The organism is Erwinia sp. L03-1 (assembly GCF_058686115.1).
The window spans coordinates 762495-782992 of record NZ_CM178762.1; the positions used below are offsets into that span (position 1 = coordinate 762495).

Consider the following 20498-nt stretch of genomic DNA (forward strand, 5'->3'; position numbering starts at 1 on the left):
AAAGCTTTAACTATTTCACTTATTGCCCAGACTACTGTTTATCTGACTTAAGGCAAATTTAAGTTGCACCTGGAGGGGAAAACTAAGATCAATCCTGGAGAGACCCGGCTGACGGGCGGGTTATCCCTGGCGGGTGATGCTGCGCGTGATGAATTAGAGCCAGTCTTCCGCGCGAAGTCCTGATACGCGAGAGAATTCACGCATAGTGTTGGTCACGATGACCAGGCCCTGGCTGCGGGCGTGCCCCGCAATCATCTGGTCGTATGGACCAATCGGTTGGCCTGCTCGGCCCGTATTTGCCCGGTATGCATAGCGGCATGACTGTCATAATTCAGCACGTACAGCCGGGCGATAAAACCCTCAATAACCGCCAGATTACGCTCGGGCTGGCTGCTTTTCTCTGCGCCGTAGATAAGCTCCATCAGCGTTATGGTACTGATACATAGCTGCTGATGATGGCGGTTAAACTTTTCCCGAACGCCCTCCGGTTTATTTTTGATGGTAAAAATACAGATGTTGGTGTCCAGCATATACTTGAGCATCAGAAGCTTTCCCGTTCCTGTGAACCTGACTGTTCGCGTGAAGACATAAAATCAGCGGTAACGGATTCGCCCTCAAACCATGTGTCCCAGGATTCACCTACGGGAGTAATAATCCGGGTTCTGCCGATGGCGATAACATCGACATGCTTAATGTCATCAGGCAATGCGACAGTTTTAGGTAATCGAACGGCCTGACTGCGGTTAGTTAAAAATACGGTGGTTTTCATTTTGACCTCACTCAGGGATATACATGATGTGTATACAGCCTGCCATAGCGGACGTATATGCCAATGGGATATATAGTTCACATTCGCGCTACCGCCTGTCGCATCGCCACTTTTGCTTTTTGAGCAACAGATTATTGCCTCATATGGGCTATAAGTTGCTCCTGAGCTATGCTGTAATTACTTCTATGACGCAGATCAAACTTTTAACCCCTGTTTGCGGTTATCTGCCTCTTCGCGCGTCCTTTTCCTGCCGTTTATGGCGGGTTCATTTACTTCCCGGGAGTCCTATTCATGCCTGTTTCATTACTGGCGCTGGCGCTAAGTGCGTTCGCCATCGGCACCACCGAGTTTGTTATCATGGGGCTGCTACCCGATGTTGCAGGCGACCTGCATGTCTCTCTCCCTTCTGCGGGCTGGCTGATCAGCGGCTATGCGCTGGGCGTGGCGATTGGCGCACCGATTATGGCGCTGCTCACCGCTAAGCTTCCGCGTAAGCTTACGCTTATTCTGCTGATGTCGATTTTTATCGTCGGCAACGTGCTGTGTGCGCTGGCCTGGAACTATAACCTGCTGATGATGGCGCGAATTGTAACGGCGCTGTGCCACGGCGCTTTCTTTGGCATCGGTGCCGTCGTGGCGGCCAGTCTGGTTGCACCCGCCCGTCAGGCCTCGGCGGTGGCGCTGATGTTCACCGGCCTGACGCTGGCTAACGTGCTGGGCGTGCCGGTGGGAACCTGGTTTGGCCAGCTGTTTGGCTGGCGCGCCACCTTCTGGGGCGTAGGGGTGATTGGGATCCTGGCGTTTATCGCGCTGATTATCAGCCTGCCCAACAACCGCAATGAGAAGCCGGTCGATCTTGCCAGTGAAATCGGCGCGCTGGCGAACGGTAAACTGTGGCTGTCACTGCTGATGACGGTCTTTTTCGCCGCCGCGATGTTTGCGCTGTTCAGCTATATCGCGCCGCTGCTGCTACAGGTTACTGGTCTCAGTGATAAAGGCATCAGCTGGACGCTGTTTCTCATCGGTGCCGGCCTGACCGTCGGTAATATCCTCGGCGGCAGGCTGGCAGACTGGAAGGTGTCGTTCAGTCTGATCCTGAGCTTTGCGCTAATCGCCCTGTTTTCACTCGCCTTTAGCTGGACCAGCCATGCGCTGTGGCTGGCTGAAATCACCCTGTTCCTCTGGGCGATGGCGACCTTTGCGACCGTGCCGGGACTGCAAATCAACGTGGTCCGCCACGGGAAGGAAGCACCCAACCTGGTCTCTACCCTGAACATTTCGGCATTTAATATCGGCAACGCGTTTGGTGCCTGGGCCGGTGGGGCGGTTATTGCGGGCGGCTATGGTCTGACCCGCGTACCGGTCGCCGCAGCGGTACTGGCCGCCGGGGGCCTGGTCGTCTGCCTGCTCACCTTCCGTCGCTCACGCGGCCAGACTCAGGCTGCACGGGCCTGACGTGGGATAAGCAGACGCAGGCCGGGGCACTGACAGCGCGTTGCAATCGGGCGCGTTTACCTGCGCCTGGCATTGTTCTCCGCCGGAACAAACCGCGTCTGGTTAATCCAGCATCGCGCTCAGGCGCTGGTGAAACGGGCCGATCTGCTGCCGGAGATGGTCGCTAAAGGCTTCGACCAGCGCCGATGAGGGGCGATGCCGTGGCCGCACCAGGCTGACCGTGAAAGGGACGTTAATACTGAAACGTCGAATAACCACACCGCTGTCGGCGTAATCCAGCGCCGTCAGTGGATTCACCACCGAAATCCCCACCCCAGCCCGCACCATGGCACACACCGACGCGGCGCTATGCGTCTCCATTACCATCCTGCGTTTCACGTTGTGCCCGCTAAAGAGATCGTCCAGCAGCTGTCGGTAACTGTCCGTCCGTGACAGGCTGATGTAGCTGTGTCCCTCGAAATCCTGCGGCGTCAGGCAGGTTTTTTGGGCCAGCATATGTCCCTCCGGCAGTACGCACACTTCATTACCGGTAAACAGCTCGGTACGCTCAGTGCCCGCCGGAACCTGGCTGGTTTCCGTCAGGCCCAGATCGTAACGCTGGGCCGAAAGCCACTCTTCCAGCAGCGGTGACTCCTGCGAAATAATGTTCAGGCTGACATCGGGAAACCGCTGTAAAAAGGGCTGGCAGAGCAGCGGCAGCAGCGACTGTGCAAACACCGGCAGGCAGGCGACAGAGAGTTCACCCTGGCGAAACTGACGCAGCCCCTCGGCGGCGCTGATAATCCGGTCCAGCCCGTACCAGGATCGCTGCACCTCCTCAAACAATTTCAACCCCTGCACGGTCGGCTGTAATCGACCGCGCACCCGGTCAAACAGTTTCAGGCCACTGAGCTTTTCCAGCCTCGCCAGCTCGCGGCTGACCGTCGGCTGCGAGGTATGCAGCATCGCAGCCGCCTCGGTGAGGTTGCTGGTGGTTACCACCGCATGAAATATTTCGATATGACGCAGGGTTATCGCTGCCATGGGTACTTATGCTCTGTCGGACAAAGCCATATCATGGATGAATAGATCAGGATAAAACAGATATTTTTACCCTTCATCTACCACTGACATGATTGATAAGCCCCCACTGAGGCGCTGAGAATAACGGTTAATGCAGTTTCGATGGCGAATCCCACCCGTAGTCTTTTGTTAAAACGGAAACGATGGCGTTTAAATTAAATATTAAAAAACGCCATGTAATAGAGAGTGACTTAGCGCCAGACAGGATAGTGAGGGTTGTTTACAGGCCCCCAGGGGCTGCCATTATTTATATAATCAATTATAACATTAGTGGGTATGGTGATCGTTTGTTTCGAGCCATCATATAGCACCCCCCCAAAGTATCCACCAGCAGAGGAGCCGTACAGGCCACCGTTGGGTATCCTTGATGCATTACCTGCGAGTCCTCCGATGATACTTCCTGCCATCTGGGCTAAGTCTCTTCCAGAATCAGCACCGGAAATTGATTTAAGTTCTTCGTTGTGTATTTGTCTCATCTATTTGATCTCCTTTTTAAAAAAAAAGTAATTTAAAGCGATAAAAATTACCGAGCCTATGGCAGAAAGAATAAGTTTTCGGGCTATATTCTCGACGTATCCATAATGGAGAAAACCGAATAAAACTTGTAATAATGAGAAAAAAATAAAATAGAAGGTGAACGATAAAGCTACTTTTCTTTTCATTTTAAAAATCAACCCTGTGATTACGCTTTATTATTAGCGTATGAAAAACTTAAGGTCAATATGGTTATTAAAACAGCGTTATTTTTTCGATTTATTCAGCTATTGGTTTTGACCCTGAATGGGTTCGCCCCTGACCGCATGAAATATTTCGATATGACGCAGGGTTATCGCTGCCATGGGTACTTATGCTCTGTCGGACAAAGCCATATCATGGATGAATAGATCAGGATAAAACAGATATTTTTCACCCTGCCTGTGCTGTGGCGTAATAGCTTTAACCCGCTAAGGAGAAACAGAATGCCGCTACAGCTTGATAACACCGAAACAGCCCTTAACCGTACTCATTTACTCCCGCTGGTTCGTCAGACTGGCGGCCCCGTCTGGGTGTATGACGCCAGCGTCATCCACCAGCGTATCAGCCAGCTGCAGCAGTTTGACGTGGTGCGTTTTGCGCAAAAGGCCTGCTCAAATATTCATATCCTGCGGCTGATGCGCGCGGCAGGCGTAAAGGTGGATTCCGTCTCGCTGGGCGAGATCGAACGTGCGCTGGCGGCGGGGTTCCAGCCCGGCGGCGATGATATCGTCTTTACCGCTGACGTGATTGATCGGCCCACGCTGGCGCGCCTTGCCGCGCTGAAAATCCCGGTCAACGCAGGCTCGGTGGATATGCTGCACCAGCTCGGGCAGGTTTCACCGGGTCATTCCGTCTGGCTGCGCATCAATCCGGGCTTCGGTCACGGACACAGTCAAAAAACCAATACCGGCGGTGAAAACAGCAAGCACGGCATCTGGCATAGCGATCTGGCACTGGCGCTTGAGGCGATTCAGCGCTATCAGCTGAAGCTGGTGGGGATCCATATGCATATTGGATCGGGCGTCGACTATGGTCATCTGGAACAGGTATGCGATGCCATGGTCAGCCAGGTTATCGAATTCGGTCAGGATTTGCAGGCAATCTCAGCCGGAGGCGGCCTGTCCGTACCTTATCACTATGGTGAAGAGGCGATTAATACTGACCACTATTTCGGCCTGTGGGATGCCGCTCGTCAGCGCGTTGCTGAGCACCTGGGGCATGCGGTTGAACTGGAGATTGAGCCGGGCCGGTTTCTGGTCGCCGAGTCGGGCGTACTGGTCTCGCAGGTCCGCGCCGTCAAGCAGATGGGGAGCCGCCATTTTGTGCTGGTCGATGCCGGTTTTAATGACCTGATGCGTCCCGCCATGTACGGCAGCTATCATCATATTTCCGTCATTGCGGCCGATGGCCGTGACCTGCACGAAGAGAAGACCCTCGAGAGCGTGGTGGCCGGGCCGCTGTGTGAGTCTGGCGATGTGTTCACCCAGCAGGAAGGCGGCATGGTGGAAACCCGTGCGCTGCCTGAGGTTAAGGTGGGGGACTATCTGGTATTCCACGATACCGGTGCGTATGGCGCCTCAATGTCCTCTAACTATAACAGCCGCCCGCTGCTGCCAGAATTCCTGTTTGAGAACGGCCAGCCGCGGCAGATCCGCCGCGCGCAGACCATCCAGGAGCTGATCGCGCTGGAGCAGTAACTCAGAGGGGGCTGTTTCCCCCTCCCTTTGCCCGATGCATCTTTAGCCAGCACGCCCGAATTTCTTATACTGCCACGCCTGCCAGCTCCTTTCTCAACAGTACCAGCTCCTCCGCCAAATCGCGGCACAGCATGGCATTCATCAGATGATCCTGCGCGTGAACGAGGATCAGCGTGACCGGCACCTTACCGCAGCCCTCATCGGCGCCAATCAGCTGGGTCTGGATATGGTGTGCCTGCTTCGACGCCGCCAGCGAAGCTGCCAGCGCGTCATCGGCCTGATGCCAGTCGCGCTTGCGGGCGAACTGTATTGCACTCATCGCATGGGATCGCGCCTCGCCCGCATTGATCAACAGCTCCATCATCGTCTGTTCGAAATCCATCACTGCCTCCGTTTATTGGTATGCCAAAAAGCGTGATTACATACTATCGGAATGCCAATAAGCGCTTCTGAGAAGCCAGTCACAGAAACTTAAGGGCATTTTGCTAGTTTTGGTATGCCACGAGAACGGAATTTCGTCAGTGAAAAAAAATTGGGATGCCTGACCACTTACTTCTGAGGTACGACGCATGTCTTTACAGGATCGGCTTATCGACTCACTGGGGAGTTTCGCCACCCGTTTTAACAGCTATCGCTACATCATGGCGATCAAGGCCTCGTTTATCACCCTGATGCCCGTCATTATCGTTGGCGCATTTTCAGTGCTGATCTCCAATATGGTTCTGGATGGCAAAAATGGGCTGGCCAGCTTTCAGGCGCTGGCTTTCCTGGCCGATCTGAAACCGATAACGACCAGCATCAATTACGCCACGCTCAGCTTCCTGAATATTGGCGCGGTATTTCTGATCGGTATTGAGTTAGGCAAAATCAACGGCATCAAAACCCTTTTCCCCGGCCTGCTGGCGATTATCTGCTTTATTGCCGTCACGCCCACCACGCTATCCATGTTGGTTGAGGGGCAAATGCACGTGGTGACCGACGTGCTCGCCAAACAATTTTCGGACACTAAAAGCCTGTTCCTCGGCATGTTTATCGCCATCCTTTCCGTTGAAATCTATTGTCGACTGGAAAATATCGACCGGCTAAAGATAAAAATGCCGGATACCGTTCCCCCCAACGTGGCGGCTTCGTTTTCCGCCCTGATACCGGCCATTATCACCGTCTCCGCCGTGGCGACCTTTGGCTTTATCTTCCACTCGGTGACCGGCATGTATCTCTACGACGCCGTTTATAAGGTCGTGCAGGAGCCGCTGGAATCGGTGGTGCAAAGCCTGTGGGGCATTCTGCTGCTGATGTTTGTGGCTCAGCTGTTCTGGGTGATCGGCATTCACGGTAATCAGATGGTTAAGCCTATCCGTGAACCGCTGCTGCTGGGGGCTATTCTGGTCAATATGAATGCCTTTGAGCAGGGCAAAGAGGTGCCAAATATCATCACCATGCCGTTCTGGGATGTCTATATGAGCATCGGCGGATCCGGCCTGACCATCGGCCTGCTTAGCGCGGTGATGCTTGCCACCCGGCGAAAAGAGATGCGCGAAATCGCCAAGCTCTCATTTGGGCCAGGGCTGTTTAACATCAATGAGCCGGTCATCTTCGGTATGCCCATCATGCTGAATCCGATCCTCGCTATCCCTTTTATTATCACGCCGCTTATCACCGGCTCGATTGGCTACTTTGCGACGGCTTTGGGCTTTGCCGGGAAGGCGGTGGTGATGGTGCCCTGGACCACGCCGCCAATTATCAACGCCTGGCTCTCTACCGCCGGATCCATGGGCGCGGTGGTGACCCAGATACTCTGCATCGCCGTATCGGTACTGGTCTATCTGCCCTTTGTAAGAATCGCTGCGCGCCGCGCCGAAGCGGCGGAATCAGCGCTGATGACGGCTGAACAGCGCTAACCTGAGGAGAAAAAATGAGCAACGTTATCGTCACGCTGCCGGACGACTTTATTCTGGGGGCCGCCGCCTCTGCATGGCAGACCGAGGGCTGGAGCGGCAAAAAAGCCGGGCAGGATTCATACCTGGACGCCTGGTATAAAAATGACCGCCACGTCTGGCACAACGGCTACGGGCCAGCGGTCGCGACGGATTTCATCAACCGCTATAAAGAAGATGTCGCACTGATGAAGGCCGCCGGACTGACCCACTATCGTACCTCGATCAACTGGTCCCGCTTTCTCACCGATTATGAGAATGCCGTCGTCGATGAAGAGTATGCGGCATACTACGACAGCCTGATCAATGAAATGCAGGCGCAGGGGATCGAGGTCATGCTCTGCCTTGAGCATTACGAACTGCCCGCCGTACTGATGGAAAAATATGGCGGCTGGGGAGCGAAGCAGGTGGTGGAGCTTTACCTGCGCTATGCCGGAAAGGTCTTTGAGCGCTATGCCGAAAAGGTTACGCGCTGGTTCACCTTTAATGAGCCGATTGTGGTGCAAACCCGCGTCTACCTTGATGCCATTCGCTGGCCCTACGAGCAAAACACCGCGAAATGGATGCAGTGGAATCACCATAAAAACCTGGCGACCGCCAAAGTGGTAAAGCTCTTCAGGGAAAAGGGCTATCGGGGCACGGTAGGCACTATCCTCAATCCGGAGGTGACCTACCCGCGCTCCAGCGCGCCACATGACGTCCTGGCGGCTGAACGCTACGATCTGTTTTATAACCGGGTATTCCTCGATCCGGCCATCCTGGGGGCATATCCCGCCGAATTGATCGCGCTGCTGGCGAAGCATCAGGTCCGCTGGGATTACACCCCGGCTGAGCTACAGCTGATCGCAGAAAACCGCGTCGATGAGGTGGGGATCAATCTCTACTATCCGCACCGCGTGAAAGCCCCTTCGCGCGCCTGGCATCCTGAAACGCCGTTTCACCCGGCCTTTTACTACGAGCACTTCGAGCTGCCGGGCCGCCGCATGAATAAATCCCGCGGCTGGGAGATTCAGCCGCGCATCATTTATGACATGGCGATGAGGATAAAAAATGAGTACGGCAACATTCCCTGGTTCGTGGCCGAAAGCGGAATGGGCATAGAAAATGAAGTGCAGTTCAAAAATGCGGACGGCGAAATCCAGGATGATTACCGAATTGAATTTATCACCGGGCATCTTTACCAAACGCTAAAAGCGCGGGCAGAGGGGGCAAACTGCCAGGGCTATATGCTGTGGGCGTTTACCGACAATGTTTCACCGATGAATGCCTTTAAAAATCGCTACGGCCTGATTGAGATTGATCTTGAGGATAATCGCGCTCGCCGGATGAAAAAATCGGCCCACTGGTATCGACGCCTGCGCGATTCACGCCAGCTGGTAGTCAACCTTGATGATGAAATGAAATAGGGGAGCTAAATGAAACGTATCCTACTGGCCTGCGCGGCAGGTATGTCCACCTCAATGGTGGTGACCCGGATGGAAAAAGAGGCGACGACGCGGGGGCTGGAATACTGCATCTATGCCATTCCTGAACAGAACTTGCGTGACGAACTGGAAAGCTGCGGCAGCGAGGTAGCGGTAGTACTGCTTGGCCCCCAGGTGCGCTTTAAGCTGGAAGAGAACCGCAAGCTCACCGACAGCTATCAAATCCCGATTGCGGTGATTGATTCCGTCGCCTACGGCACGCTTAACGGCGCAAAAGTACTCGATCAGGCGCTGGCTTTGGTAAACTAGTCCGATTAACTCGTCGATGGCGGGTCTTCTGTCCTCCGGTGGAGCACAGAAGACCCGCGCTGCGGAACTGGACGGCGGGATTACCATGATCGTTAATGCGTTAAGGGTGAATGAGTGGAAAAGGGCGTGCCGGGGCAAGAAAAGAAACAGTATCAGGAAATTGGGCAGCATCTGCGTCAGCAAATTATAGAGGGTGAGTATGCCGTCGGTTCGCGGCTGCCGCCTGAACGTCATATCGCAGAAACCTGGGGCGTCAGCCGCACCATCGTGCGCGAAGCGCTACTGATGCTGGAACTGGAAGGCACGGTGGATATTCGGCAAAGCTCGGGCGTGTATGTGATGCGTATTCCTTCGCAAAGCAGCGATGAAGAGGAGGCATTTTTCCGCAGTGACGTCGGGCCGTTTGAAATGCTCCAGGCGCGCCAGCTGCTTGAAAGCAATATTGCCGCCTTTGCCGCTAAGATGGCGACTAAAGCGGACATCGAAAATCTTAAACGCATTCTGGAGCAGGAGCAGAAGGCGATTGCGGTGAACGATACCAGTCAGGACAACGACAAGGTGTTTCACCTGCTGCTGGCGGGGGCGACGCAGAATCAGATGCTGCTGGATACCGTGACCAGTATCTGGCGCCATCATGAAAACAGCCCGCTGTGGTCGCAGCTGCGCAGCCATATTGAAACGCGCAGCTACCGGCTGAAGTGGCTGGGTGACCACCAGACCATTCTGGCCGCGCTGCGGCGGCGCGACGTAATGGGGGCCTGGCAGGCCATGTGGCAGCACCTGGAAAACGTCAAACATTCCCTGCTCGAACTCTCAGACGCGGATGCGCCAGACTTCGACGGCTATCTGTTTGAATCCGTGCCGATTTTCCAGGGAAAGCTGGTGTAGCTCCCGGGCGGCGGTAATATCACTCGCTTCAGACGGGCGAGCCCACCGAATGCCGACGGACCAGCGTCGGGCTGAACAAATTGGTGACCTCCGGCAGCGGCTGCTTGTTAGCCAGCGCTAACGCCAGCGCGGCCGCCTGCTGGGCCATGGTAACAATCGGATAGCGTACCGTGGTCAGGCGGGGCCGGACATAGCGGGAAACCAGCACGTCATCAAAGCCAATCAGGGACATCTCTTCCGGCACCCGCACGCTATTATCACTTAGCACCGCCAGCGCGCCCGCCGCCATCGAATCGTTATAGCAGGCCACGGCGGTAAAGGGCTTACCGCGCCCAAGCAGTTCGGTCATCGCCTGTTCGCCGCCAATCTCATCGGGTTCCCCCAGCGCGACCAGCCGATCGTTGCACGGAAGATGATGCTCTTTCAGCGCATCGTAATAGCCCTGTAAGCGGTCCTCCGAATCCGAGATTGGGTGCGTTGAACAGAGATAGGCGATGTTCTGGTGGCCCTGATGGATCAGATGACGGGTCGCCAGCCAGGAGCCATAGCGGTCGTCGAGGGCAATACAGCGCTGTTCAAAGCCGGGCAGGGCGCGGTTAATCAGCACCATACCGGGAATTTGCTGCATCAGCGGGATCAGTTCATCGTCCGCAATCTTCTTGGCATGGACAACTAATGCCCCGCAGCGGTGGCGGATTAGCTGTTCAATCGCCTGTCGCTCTTTCTGCTCATTATGGTAACCGTTACCAATCAGCAAAAAGTTGCCGGTATCGTAGGCGACTTCCTCTACCGCTTTTACCATCGCGCCGAAAAATGGGTCCGATACATCCCCGACAACCAGCCCCATGGTTTCCGTCGACTGCTGGGCCAGCGCGCGTGCGTTGGCGTTGGGATGGTACTGGAGCTGAGCCATGGCGCTGTTTACCGCCTGGCGGGAGTGCTCACTGGCTTTAGGTGAATGGTTGATCACGCGGGAAACCGTAGCGACGGAAACGCCCGCAAGTCTGGCAACATCCTTTATGGTAGCCATAGGTTCTGGGCCTTCCTGGGTAAGCGGTTACATTGCCCTAAGTGTTGCGGAAATCCCCAGTAACTTCAAGCACACAGAATGCCAGCGCCGTCGCAAAGCAGAGTAAATTCTGCGGGTGGAGAGATCCGCTGGTCAGACAGCGAGATGCCATCGGGCAGAATTTACCCTTGTGATAAATTGTCCATCTCAAAAGCGCAATAGCGTGAAAAAATGCTACCCTGACTTTCCATAAAAAACGCCTGCCGGACCTGATATGACCCTAAAAAAAGTGCCGCACCTCGCCCACTGGGGCGCCTTTAACGCCGTCGTGGAAGCGGGGAAACTGCTGCGCTGCGAACCCTTTTTTGCTGACCAGGACCCGTCGCCCATGCTTAACAGCATTCCGGAGCTGGTCTATTCCGATAAGCGTATTCGTCGGCCAATGGTGCGCCGTTCGTGGCTCCGCTCGCGTGAAAACAGTGACCGGACGCTGCGCGGGCGTGAAGACTTCGTTGAAGTTGACTGGGACACCGCGCTTGACCTGGTGGCGGAAGAGAACCGTCGGGTACGCGATCGCTACGGCGCAGAGGGCATTTTTACCGGATCTTACGGCTGGTCATCGGCAGGGCGGGTCAACCATGCCCGCACGCTGATCCGTCGCTTCTACTTTACCGGCGGCGGCGGTATTGACCAACTGGGCAACTACAGCTGGGGTGCGGCGCAGTTCTTTCTGCCCTATGTGATCGGCACCTATATGCCGCTGACCGGGCGGGTTACCGACTGGCCGAGCGTTGTTGAACATTGTGAAATATTTATCGCCTTTGGTGGTCTGGCGCTGAAAAACGGCCAGGTCGCGTCCGGCGGGGCAGGGCAGCACAGCCTCAAACCCGCGCTGCTGGCGCTGGCGGCCAAAGGCACGACGGTTATCAATATCAGCCCGATGCGCGATGACTGCCCGGCGTTCGTCAACGCCGAATGGATCCCTATCCGCCCCAATACCGATGTGGCGCTGATGCTGGCCCTTGGTTTTGAAATCGAACGGCTCAACGCCGTGGATACGGCGTTCCTGCACTCCCACTGCGTGGGGTATCCGCAGCTACGCCGTTATCTGCTGGGGGAGAGCGACGGTACGCCGAAAACGCCGCAGTGGGCCAGTGAGATAACCGGGATCCCCGCAGAGCGCATTCAGCAGCTGGCTAAACAGCTCACAGGCAAACGCAGCTTTATCACCTGTTCCTATTCGGTTCAGCGTGCGCACCGCGGCGAACAGCCCTACTGGATGATGATCGCGCTCTCCTCCATGCTCGGCCAGCCTGGCCTGCCGGGAGCCGGTTTCTCATTTGGTCATGGCTCAATGAACAGCGTCGGTAACCCACGTATAGAAGGACCCGCACCGCTGATGTCTACCGGGATTAACCCGGTCGCCGACCGGTCAATCCCCGTTGCGCGTATCAGCGATATGCTGCTGCATCCCGGTGAACCCTATCGGTTTCAGGGCGAAACGCACACCTATCCGGATATTCATCTGGTTCACTGGGCGGGCGGCAACCCTTTTCATCACCACCAGCAGCTAAACCGGCTGGTGGCTGGCTGGCAGCGGCCCGATACGGTCATCGTACAGGACATTGTCTGGACGCCGGCGGCCCGGATGGCAGATATTGTGCTGCCGGTTACCACCTCTCTCGAGCGTAACGATATCGGCGGTTCCTCCCGCGATCGCTTTGTGCTGGCGATGCACCAGGCCATTAAACCGCAGCATCAGGCCCGTAACGATTTTGATATTTTTGCCGATCTCGCCGAGCGGCTGGGCTATCGCGCGGCCTTTACCGAAAACCGCAATGAAGCGCAGTGGATAGCCCATCTTTACCAGCAGTGTGCCGTCGCCCACCAGCGCAAAGGCGTTCACTGGCCGGAATTCCAGACCTTCTGGGAGCAGGGCTACGTCGAAGTACCCGCAGGGGAGAAGCCCTTCGTCTTTATGGAAGCGTTTCGTGATGACCCGCAGGCCAGTCCGATTAAAACCGCCAGCGGCAAAATTGAGTTGTTCAGCGAGACGATTGCCGGTTATCAGCTGGACGACTTTGCTCCGCATCCTGAATGGCGGCCGCCGGAAGAGTGGCTGGGTGCAGAGATCGGTCAGCGTTTCCCCCTGCATATGATCTCTGTTCAGCCCGCCGATCGTCTCCATAGCCAAATGGATGCCACGCCGTCGGTGCAGGCGAACAAAACGGCCGGGCATGAAACGCTGTGGATGCACCCTGAAGATGCTGCCGCGCGCGGCATCGTCGATGGCGACGTCATTGACGTGAGTAACGATCGCGGCAGAATGCTGGCTGGAGTCAGGCTGACTGAGGGCGTCAGCCGCAGCGTGGTGCTGATCGCGACCGGCGCCTGGTTTGATCCGGGTTTTGGCAAAGCCTGGCAGCCGTACGACCGTGCGGGAAATCCAAATGTTTTGACGCTGGACATCGGAACCTCATCCCTGACCCAGGGGCCTAATGCGATGAGCTGTCTGGTGGAGATCCGTCTGGCGAAAGATTGCAAAACAGCCTAAGAAACTCATGGCTGGTTACATTTTGCGGGTAACTGTTGCGAATGCTGGCTGGCGGCGGGCGCGGCCAGCTTGGTACAGTTTATATCCCAGAGGTATTGATGGGTGAACATCAAAGTTTTCATGCTTTCCTTTCACCAACCTGCGCAGATGCGCAGGTTTTTTTTCGCGCCAATCACGATCTGAAACACAGTTTCCCTGTTATCTCCCCGGCATTTTTTGTATAACTCCCAGCCAGTTGCCCAGCAGAAATCAGCAGAAAATTCATGTCCCGCTTAAAAAAAACACTGGCTAAAGACCTGGCTAAAACGCCGTTTCATCCTCTTCGCTTTCGTATAATTTGCCTTGGCGTGCTTGGCTGCCTGGTGCTGCTGCTGGCGTGGGTCGGTGATTTGCAGCTCATTAATCATCCGATGCTGGAAAAGCAGGCGGATGAACGCTCGCTGCGTACCGTTGCTATTCCCACCAACCGGGGAACGCTGCTGGATCGTAACGGCGAGGCGCTGGCGCTGAGCGTGCCTTCGCGCGATATTATTGCCGACCCGCAGCGCGTGCTGGAAGCGCATCCCGATTTCACCAGCGCCAAATGGGAATATCTCTCCAACGCGCTCGGTCAGCGGCCAGAACAGATAGCCCAGCAGATTAATGCCAATCCCAACCGGCGCTTTCTTTATCTGGGGCATAAAATTGAGCTGGGTATTGCCCGGGACATCGCGAAACTGCATCTGACCGGCATCTCTACCGTCTATAACGACAGCCGTTTTTATCCTATGAGCGATGCCACGGCACCGCTGCTTGGCATTGTTGGCGCGGACAACAGCGGGCTGACCGGACTGGAAAAAGGCTTTAATAAAGTGCTCCAGGGGACGGCGGGCAGCGAGAAATATCGTCAGGACGCCCACGGCAATATCGTGGCGATGATCAACTATGAGCCACCCCGCCAGCCGCCAACGGTTCAGCTCAGCATCGATAAATTCGATCAATACACGCTCTATACGCGTCTTCGCGACGGCGTGCTGCTTAATAAGGCGGATTCCGGGGCGGCGGTGCTGATCAAAGTGGACACCGGTGAAATCCTCGGGATGGCCTCCTATCCGTCATTCAACCCCAATAATTTTGTTGATGTGTCACCTAATCAGATGCGCAATACCGCCATCAATGACAGTTATGAACCCGGCTCGACCGTTAAGCCGCTGGTGGTGATGGAAGGGCTGATACGTAAGCTGGTCAGGCCCGATTCGGTGCTGGATACCACGCCTTATCGCGTTAACGGTCACCTGATACGCGACGTGGGGCACTGGCCGCGTCTTACCATGACCGGCATCCTGCAGAAATCGAGTGATATCGGCGTATCCCATATTGCTCTGGCAATGCCTGCTGAAGTGCTGGTTAACACCTTCAGCTCCTTTGGGCTGGGGAAACCAACCGATCTGGGGCTGACCGGGGAGAGCGTGGGCTATTTCCCACGGCACCGCGAACGCTGGGCGGATATTGAACGGGCAACCTTTTCATTCGGCTACGGCCTGCGCGTCACGCCGTTACAGATCGCCCGTGAGTACGCCACGCTCGGATCCTTTGGTATCTACCGGCCTCTTTCCATCACTAAAGTGACGCCGCCGGTAATGGGTACGCGCGTGGCCGACGAGGATACGGTGCGTTCGGTAGTGCATATGATGGAGAGTGATGCGCTGCCGGGCGGAAGCGGGGTACGTGCCGCCGTGCCGGGCTATCGTCTGGCAATCAAAACCGGTACGGCAGAGAAAATGGGGGCCAGCGGCAAATATGACGGCGGCTACATTAACTACACGGCGGGCGTGGCACCGGCCAGCAACCCCCAGGTGGCGCTGGTGATTATGATCAACCACCCGACAGCGGGCGATCACTTTGGTGGGTCGGTTGCTGCCCCGGTATTCGGCAATATTATCGGGCCGGTACTCAAGCATATGAACGTGGCACCGGATGCCCTTTACTCTACACATAGTGGTTAAAGTTCTGCGCCTGGCGACTAAGCCCAGAAAAAAGGATCTCAGAAAGATCCTTTTTTCATTTTCAGAAATTGTTCTCGTTACCAGCGACCGTAAGGGTATTTTTTCCCTTTAATAAACTCCTTTATGTCTTTGTCATATCCATAAGAAAAATCGCTCCTGGTTATACCTTTGCAGATATCTAATTTATCGCCGGATAACGTATACAGAACTGACGGCGTGACGCGATAATTAGGCTCAAAATTTATACCCTGTAGCCAGACGGCTATCTTTCCTTCCGGAGCCAGCCCGATTTGCACTCTGTCGTAATACGCTATATTTCCCTGATAATTCCTGGTCGCGCCTGGCCGGAGCATTTTTTCCAGAACGGGTTTAGGGATCGTCAGGTGGGTCTCATACACCTTTTTATCGATCACCGAGTCCCAGCAAAAAATAATATGCCGGGGAGGACGTTTAACGTGATTCCAGTGCCCTCCGGCAGCACGATCCCTGTCATTCCACTCGCCGATAACACCGGTTAGATCAGACGTTCGGTTCAGCGTGTTAAAGCGATAAATCGTACCGTCAGCGTCCTGAACAACGGCGAACGTTACCAGCGCGGGCAGCGCTTTAGGCGTGAAAAAATCAAAGGTCCACTCTTTTGGGGTATCGTTTTTAGCGGCTGTGGAACGGTCCCCGCCCACACTGTGACAGGCTGTCAGAATCAGCACCGAAAAAAGTCCCACCTTGCGAATTATTTCCATATTTTATGTCCGTCCATATCGTAAACTGTTCGCTGCCAGCGCTCGTCAGGCCGGTTGGTAAAGGTCACCAGCTTCGCCGGTTTGACCGCCCCAGTGACCATTCCCAGACCGTCTCTGACCACACCGTTCCAGTTGGCTGAGCAATGAAGGTACTGCCCCGCCAGCATCTCGATTTCCGGGGTAGTAAAGCCGGTCACTGGCTGACCGCCACGGGCGGCACGGCCCATAAAGATTGCTTTTTCACACAGACTATTGAGTTCTGAACGAAGTCTTAATTCTGCATTTGTCTCCCGAATAGGATCAAATACCACGCCCGCATCCTGAGCCGCATCGAGCATGACCCGCAGCACCACCTTTGACCAGTCGTTACGCGTCGGACGGTCAATAACCGCGGCCGCGCCGCTGCGTTTTTGTAGCGTACCGTAACGGTCGGCGGGCATCCGTGCATCGTGCCAGGTGTCGATATTGATCTCCACCACCTGCAACAGCGGGGCTATCGCCGGCCAGCTATCCATCATCCGGATCTGCTCACCCGCCTGCTGATAAATCCGCGTTTTCGTATCTGACGTGGAAAGGGGGACGGTTTCAAACTGAGGGCGGGTCAGAAAATAGGCTTCGTGCTCGTCGGGATTGTAGCCTCCGCCAATGTCGGAGTGCGCACCGGGCAGGGCCAGCTCCGGCCAGGCAGGTTTTACGCTGTTCAGCGCGAAGTTAAACCGGCATTCGTGCTGTGCGGTGATATGAAAAACCTTCTCCGCCACGCCCGGACGCAGCACGAGATCCACCTCACCGGTATCGGCGCTGTGCGGATTAAGGCCGTTCACCGGGCTGCCGATGGCCGCTACAGTATCAAATATCCCCAGAAAACGGGTTTTACCGCCGGGGGTACCTGAGAACTCAACGCCCTCCAGCCCGGCTTTAATAGCCGCAATGATAGCGCTGTCCTGACTGAATACGCGGTTGGCAAAGTGCCGCGCCGCCGCCGCACCCCGACTGAACCCGAAAATATCAAACTGCAGTTCTTTGATGACGCAGGAACGGGCATCGGCGTGTCTGCTAAAATATCCCTGAATACCGGCAGAGAGTACCGCAACGGCCTTATCGGTTTTCCTGACCACGCCGGTGTCTCCCCGGCCGGTTGCCATCCCGTAACTGCTGTCGCCCGCTCCGTCTTCCGTACCGATCCCCTCAATATAAATGGCGTACTGACCGGCTCCGGTATCGGGTCTTATTTCCGGGTTATACAGCGTATTGAGCCAGTGCACGTTGGTGTAATAGCCGAGATAACTCCCGGCGGCGGTGCCGCTAAATCCCCGGCTCAGCCGGATGCACTGCCCTAACGCAGACTCTGACTCCGCGTCGTTCATCCCAAAATGCTCAGCGGTACAGACGGCCTGACGGTCGCCGCTATTATTGGCATTGTTGCCGGTGCCATCGAAAAATACCCCGATGGTCAGCGTTATTTCACTTTTCTTTTTCTTTGCCACCTGCGCGTGCTGCTCAGGTTCGGCATTTGTCTCACCGTTCATTTGCGCCAGCACAATATGCGCCGGTTCATAAGGGTGCGGCGGCTTTCCAGGGCCGAGCCAGTCCCCGGCGCGGGCGATCAGCCGGTTCGAACCGCGCGGGCAACCACAAATAATCAGTGCCTTATGAAACGCGACAGGAAGCCCGCCATAACGCATTCGGGGATTCCCTTCAGCAATTTTTCCGGGCTTGCCGCAGGCCGGGCAGGGGCCTACCCGGTCGCCCTGGCGCAATAAGGCGGGCATCCCGAACCAGTAGGTGTCCTGCATACTGGCATAGCAAATCGCGCCCGTTGTCGTTCTGTCTCCGTGATGCCCGAGGCCAATATCATCCAGTTCTTCCCGCCACATAAAACCACCTTTTCCTTAAGGGTTATTTTAGGGATGATACCTTAATCAGACGGGCGGATGAATAACGGGCGATTAAACATAACATCCGTTCATTTGCTACACCGCGTCAGACGCCCTCGGCGCGTTTCGGAGATGCAATTGATAGAAAGTAAGAGTTCCTCTTACACACTAAAAAATCGCTTTAAGGACGTCTGATGAATTCTGAGGGTAGGAATCGCCATCAATTCGGCGCCTGATGGAAGACACGTATAAGGCTCTTGTTCGTCAAACGAATACGCCTATCCAGTACAATAAGCAGATTCACCTTACGGATCTAACCCTGGCCGTTAAGTGATGGTCCATGCTTCGGTATATTCCTCATTCCTGAATAATTCTTCCAGTCCTGAGAGCTGTTTCAGTCGTAGTATTTCATCCTGTTCCATGCCCAGTTCACTGGAAATCTTTTCATCATCCCACCCTTTATTGCTCAGGCTAACGACGATTTCTGTCATTCCCTGGACCGAGTTCAACCCGCGAGCACGATTGTGTCGGATAGTGGCTGCCATTCTGTCCTGCAAATGAACGTCACTGATTTTAGCAACGGGGATATAGCCGTGAAGCGATTGCTGGAGTTCAGGCGTTTCCATCCCCAGCCTGAAACGATGTTCACCATCAATAACGATATATTTATTATTTTCCTCATGTACGATCACCGGCTGAGTATAGCCATTACGTAGCAGGCTAACGCGAAGGAGGGTGAATTCATAAGGAGAAATCTTATTCGGGTTGTAGTTATTTAATTCAATATCGCTCATCTTAACCCATTCTACAGAGTCGATCGGATGGTGCTGAAAAGGACTGTGTTTTGATAGCGTTTTCCTGATCTCATTTAAGCTATGGATCCGGTCTTCAAATGAGATGTTGGCAAAATATTTATTGATAAGAAAAGTGATTTTTTCAATATTCATAACAACCTCCAGTTGTCTCTTTTCGCTTTAATCCGTTTGCTGTATGTGGTGTAAGTTGACATTTTGGTCGGGCTGAATGACAGAGTGCGACACCAGTAGTCGTTTTTTAAAATACAGCTACAGATTCTTTTCCATGAGGGGATATCCTTCAGCCCAAGATCGTATTCCTGTTCTTCAGGGATGCTATCGGGAAAGCCTCTTTTTTGGTACCCGCTCAGGTAAAGGAATATTTTGTTGCGATAGTGCTCAGCGGTAGTAGGAGGAAGCGTTTTGATCAGCAGTAATGCAAACTCCTTCCAGCTCAGATTGACGGGCTTTGCAAAATCTTTTTGCGCATAAAATGGCGAGCGTTTTCTGCCATATAATGCCCCAGTGCTGGCACCTTTTACTCGTTTGCTGGCTTTACCCCAGGTGGTGGCATCCACAACCGCGAATAGCCACAGGTTTTGCCGCTGAGCGCCTGCATAAGGCTCGGAAATGTGCATGTTTTTCGGTGAAATACCTGCCTTATACATATGCTCATAAACAGTATTGAAAGGTTTGTTCTCCCTGATGTAATAGAGCCAAATATCCTTTATTTTCCAGTCATATATGGGATAGGCGTAATAGCAGAAACCGAATTTTGAAGCCGTTGTCCACGGTTTATCATCCATGAACCGCATTTTCCTGCCCGAGGTGATAGTTCTGTAGCAGTTAAGCGAGTCTTCGGTACGGTTGCCGTCCAGTAGGGCCGCGGAGGCATTATTTGCAAACCATTTTCCGAACTTTGCCACGAACTCTTCGCAATCCATTCCATAATAATAAAAGGGAAAGAATTTCTCATCAGTAATGGCATCCTGGGGAGGGCACCTGACCCATTCGACAGTTTTATCCCAGGGTAGCCATAGCGGCTGATGTTGAGAAGTGCTATTCAGGGCTGTCATTGGCAGCGCTACCCAATAAAACTTTTCTATAACGTCGGAATAGCATGTTTTCATGCTGGAAACATGTGTGATGGTGTCCGAATACTGGACTTCCCAATCAATGAAAAGAACCGTGAACTTTCGCTTCAGGCGCCGGGCAATATCGGCTGTAAGGTGTAATAATACTGATGAACCTTTACCTCCTGAAAAAGAAAGACATACTGAGGGGAAGGTATTAAATACCCAGTGTATTCTTTCCTCTGTGGCGTTAAAAACGCTCTTCCCTAATGGTATTTTTTTCATCATGTTCCCTGATGAACCGATTAATTAAGATCTATTCATTCTGTGATGAGGTGTAACCAAATGGATGATGATAACAACCAGGCTGTTATATCAGAATGCGTTGGTTACGTATAGACAAAAATGGCTA

At 54.3% G+C, this 20498-nt stretch carries 18 protein-coding genes and 1 pseudogene; 9 read left to right on the forward strand and 10 right to left on the reverse strand.

Features of this window, described 5'->3' with window-relative positions; all coding sequences use genetic code 11:
- Window positions 1–153: 153 nt before the first annotated feature.
- A pseudogene (gene vapC, locus AC4PCC_RS03580) lies at window positions 154–542 on the reverse strand (type II toxin-antitoxin system tRNA(fMet)-specific endonuclease VapC).
- Complete coding sequence (gene vapB / locus AC4PCC_RS03585) at window positions 542–769, reverse strand: type II toxin-antitoxin system VapB family antitoxin (protein ID WP_492126417.1); 228 nt, start codon at window positions 767–769, stop codon at window positions 542–544. Before vapB ends, vapC begins: the two are co-directional and overlap by 1 nt.
- Before the next feature lie 291 nt (window positions 770–1060).
- On the opposite strand from vapB, the gene AC4PCC_RS03590 reads away from it, so the two are divergent.
- Window positions 1061–2224 carry an MFS transporter gene (locus AC4PCC_RS03590; protein WP_492126418.1) on the forward strand — a complete coding sequence of 388 codons (1164 nt, stop codon included), beginning with the start codon at window positions 1061–1063 and terminating at the stop codon, window positions 2222–2224.
- 102 nt (window positions 2225–2326) lie between these two features.
- On the opposite strand, the gene AC4PCC_RS03595 is transcribed toward AC4PCC_RS03590, so the two are convergent.
- Together AC4PCC_RS03595 and AC4PCC_RS03600 are read right to left on the reverse strand one after the other, a co-directional pair.
- Window positions 2327–3247, reverse strand: a complete 921-nt coding sequence (locus AC4PCC_RS03595; protein ID WP_492126419.1) for a LysR family transcriptional regulator — start codon at window positions 3245–3247, stop codon at window positions 2327–2329.
- 230 nt (window positions 3248–3477) lie between these two features.
- Window positions 3478–3762 (reverse strand): hypothetical protein, encoded by a 285-nt coding sequence (locus AC4PCC_RS03600; protein ID WP_492126420.1) that lies wholly within the window; start codon window positions 3760–3762, stop codon window positions 3478–3480.
- A 483-nt stretch (window positions 3763–4245) separates the two neighbouring features.
- On the opposite strand from AC4PCC_RS03600, the gene lysA reads away from it, so the two are divergent.
- Window positions 4246–5499 carry a diaminopimelate decarboxylase gene (gene lysA, locus AC4PCC_RS03605; protein ID WP_492126421.1) on the forward strand — a complete coding sequence of 418 codons (1254 nt, stop codon included), beginning with the start codon at window positions 4246–4248 and terminating at the stop codon, window positions 5497–5499.
- 64 nt (window positions 5500–5563) lie between these two features.
- On the opposite strand, the gene AC4PCC_RS03610 is transcribed toward lysA, so the two are convergent.
- A complete protein-coding gene (locus AC4PCC_RS03610; protein ID WP_492126422.1) occupies window positions 5564–5881 on the reverse strand; it encodes a PTS lactose/cellobiose transporter subunit IIA in 318 nt (105 codons plus the stop codon).
- A gap of 187 nt (window positions 5882–6068) precedes the next feature.
- On the opposite strand from AC4PCC_RS03610, the gene AC4PCC_RS03615 reads away from it, so the two are divergent.
- The 4 genes from AC4PCC_RS03615 to AC4PCC_RS03630 all read left to right on the forward strand — a co-directional run bounded on the left by AC4PCC_RS03615 (window position 6069) and on the right by AC4PCC_RS03630 (window position 10054).
- Entirely contained in the window at window positions 6069–7397 is a 1329-nt protein-coding gene (locus tag AC4PCC_RS03615; protein ID WP_492126423.1) for a PTS sugar transporter subunit IIC, read from the forward strand.
- 14 nt (window positions 7398–7411) lie between these two features.
- Window positions 7412–8839, forward strand: a complete 1428-nt coding sequence (locus tag AC4PCC_RS03620; protein ID WP_492126424.1) for a glycoside hydrolase family 1 protein — start codon at window positions 7412–7414, stop codon at window positions 8837–8839.
- 9 nt (window positions 8840–8848) lie between these two features.
- A complete protein-coding gene (locus AC4PCC_RS03625) occupies window positions 8849–9166 on the forward strand; it encodes a PTS sugar transporter subunit IIB (RefSeq protein WP_492126425.1) in 318 nt (105 codons plus the stop codon).
- A gap of 114 nt (window positions 9167–9280) precedes the next feature.
- Window positions 9281–10054, forward strand: coding sequence for an FCD domain-containing protein (locus AC4PCC_RS03630; protein ID WP_067708947.1), 774 nt, complete (start codon window positions 9281–9283; stop codon window positions 10052–10054).
- A gap of 28 nt (window positions 10055–10082) precedes the next feature.
- Here the strand turns inward: AC4PCC_RS03630 and galR are convergent, their stop codons facing one another.
- Window positions 10083–11084, reverse strand: coding sequence for an HTH-type transcriptional regulator GalR (gene galR / locus AC4PCC_RS03635; RefSeq protein ID WP_492126426.1), 1002 nt, complete (start codon window positions 11082–11084; stop codon window positions 10083–10085).
- Between the two features lie 253 nt (window positions 11085–11337).
- On the opposite strand from galR, the gene AC4PCC_RS03640 reads away from it, so the two are divergent.
- From AC4PCC_RS03640 to AC4PCC_RS03650, 3 genes are read left to right on the forward strand one after another with little or no spacing between them, the layout of a single operon-like run.
- Window positions 11338–13617 (forward strand): molybdopterin guanine dinucleotide-containing S/N-oxide reductase, encoded by a 2280-nt coding sequence (locus AC4PCC_RS03640; protein WP_492126427.1) that lies wholly within the window; start codon window positions 11338–11340, stop codon window positions 13615–13617.
- Window positions 13618–13658: 41 nt separating this feature from the next.
- Window positions 13659–13841, forward strand: a complete 183-nt coding sequence (locus tag AC4PCC_RS03645; RefSeq protein ID WP_492126428.1) for a hypothetical protein — start codon at window positions 13659–13661, stop codon at window positions 13839–13841.
- Between the two features lie 39 nt (window positions 13842–13880).
- Window positions 13881–15602, forward strand: coding sequence for a penicillin-binding transpeptidase domain-containing protein (locus AC4PCC_RS03650; protein WP_492126429.1), 1722 nt, complete (start codon window positions 13881–13883; stop codon window positions 15600–15602).
- Between the two features lie 77 nt (window positions 15603–15679).
- On the opposite strand, the gene AC4PCC_RS03655 is transcribed toward AC4PCC_RS03650, so the two are convergent.
- The 4 genes from AC4PCC_RS03655 to AC4PCC_RS03670 all read right to left on the reverse strand — a co-directional run bounded on the left by AC4PCC_RS03655 (window position 15680) and on the right by AC4PCC_RS03670 (window position 20374).
- Entirely contained in the window at window positions 15680–16342 is a 663-nt protein-coding gene (locus AC4PCC_RS03655; protein WP_492126430.1) for a DUF2931 family protein, read from the reverse strand.
- Complete coding sequence (locus tag AC4PCC_RS03660) at window positions 16333–18138, reverse strand: type VI secretion system family protein (RefSeq protein ID WP_492127452.1); 1806 nt, start codon at window positions 18136–18138, stop codon at window positions 16333–16335. Before AC4PCC_RS03660 ends, AC4PCC_RS03655 begins: the two co-directional genes overlap by 10 nt.
- Before the next feature lie 407 nt (window positions 18139–18545).
- Window positions 18546–19166: a ParB N-terminal domain-containing protein gene (locus AC4PCC_RS03665; RefSeq protein WP_492126431.1), complete on the reverse strand. Its 621-nt coding sequence runs from the start codon at window positions 19164–19166 to the stop codon at window positions 18546–18548.
- Window positions 19163–20374 (reverse strand): DUF3440 domain-containing protein, encoded by a 1212-nt coding sequence (locus tag AC4PCC_RS03670; RefSeq protein ID WP_492126432.1) that lies wholly within the window; start codon window positions 20372–20374, stop codon window positions 19163–19165. The genes AC4PCC_RS03665 and AC4PCC_RS03670 overlap by 4 nt, the downstream gene beginning before the upstream one ends.
- Window positions 20375–20498 lie beyond the last annotated feature (124 nt).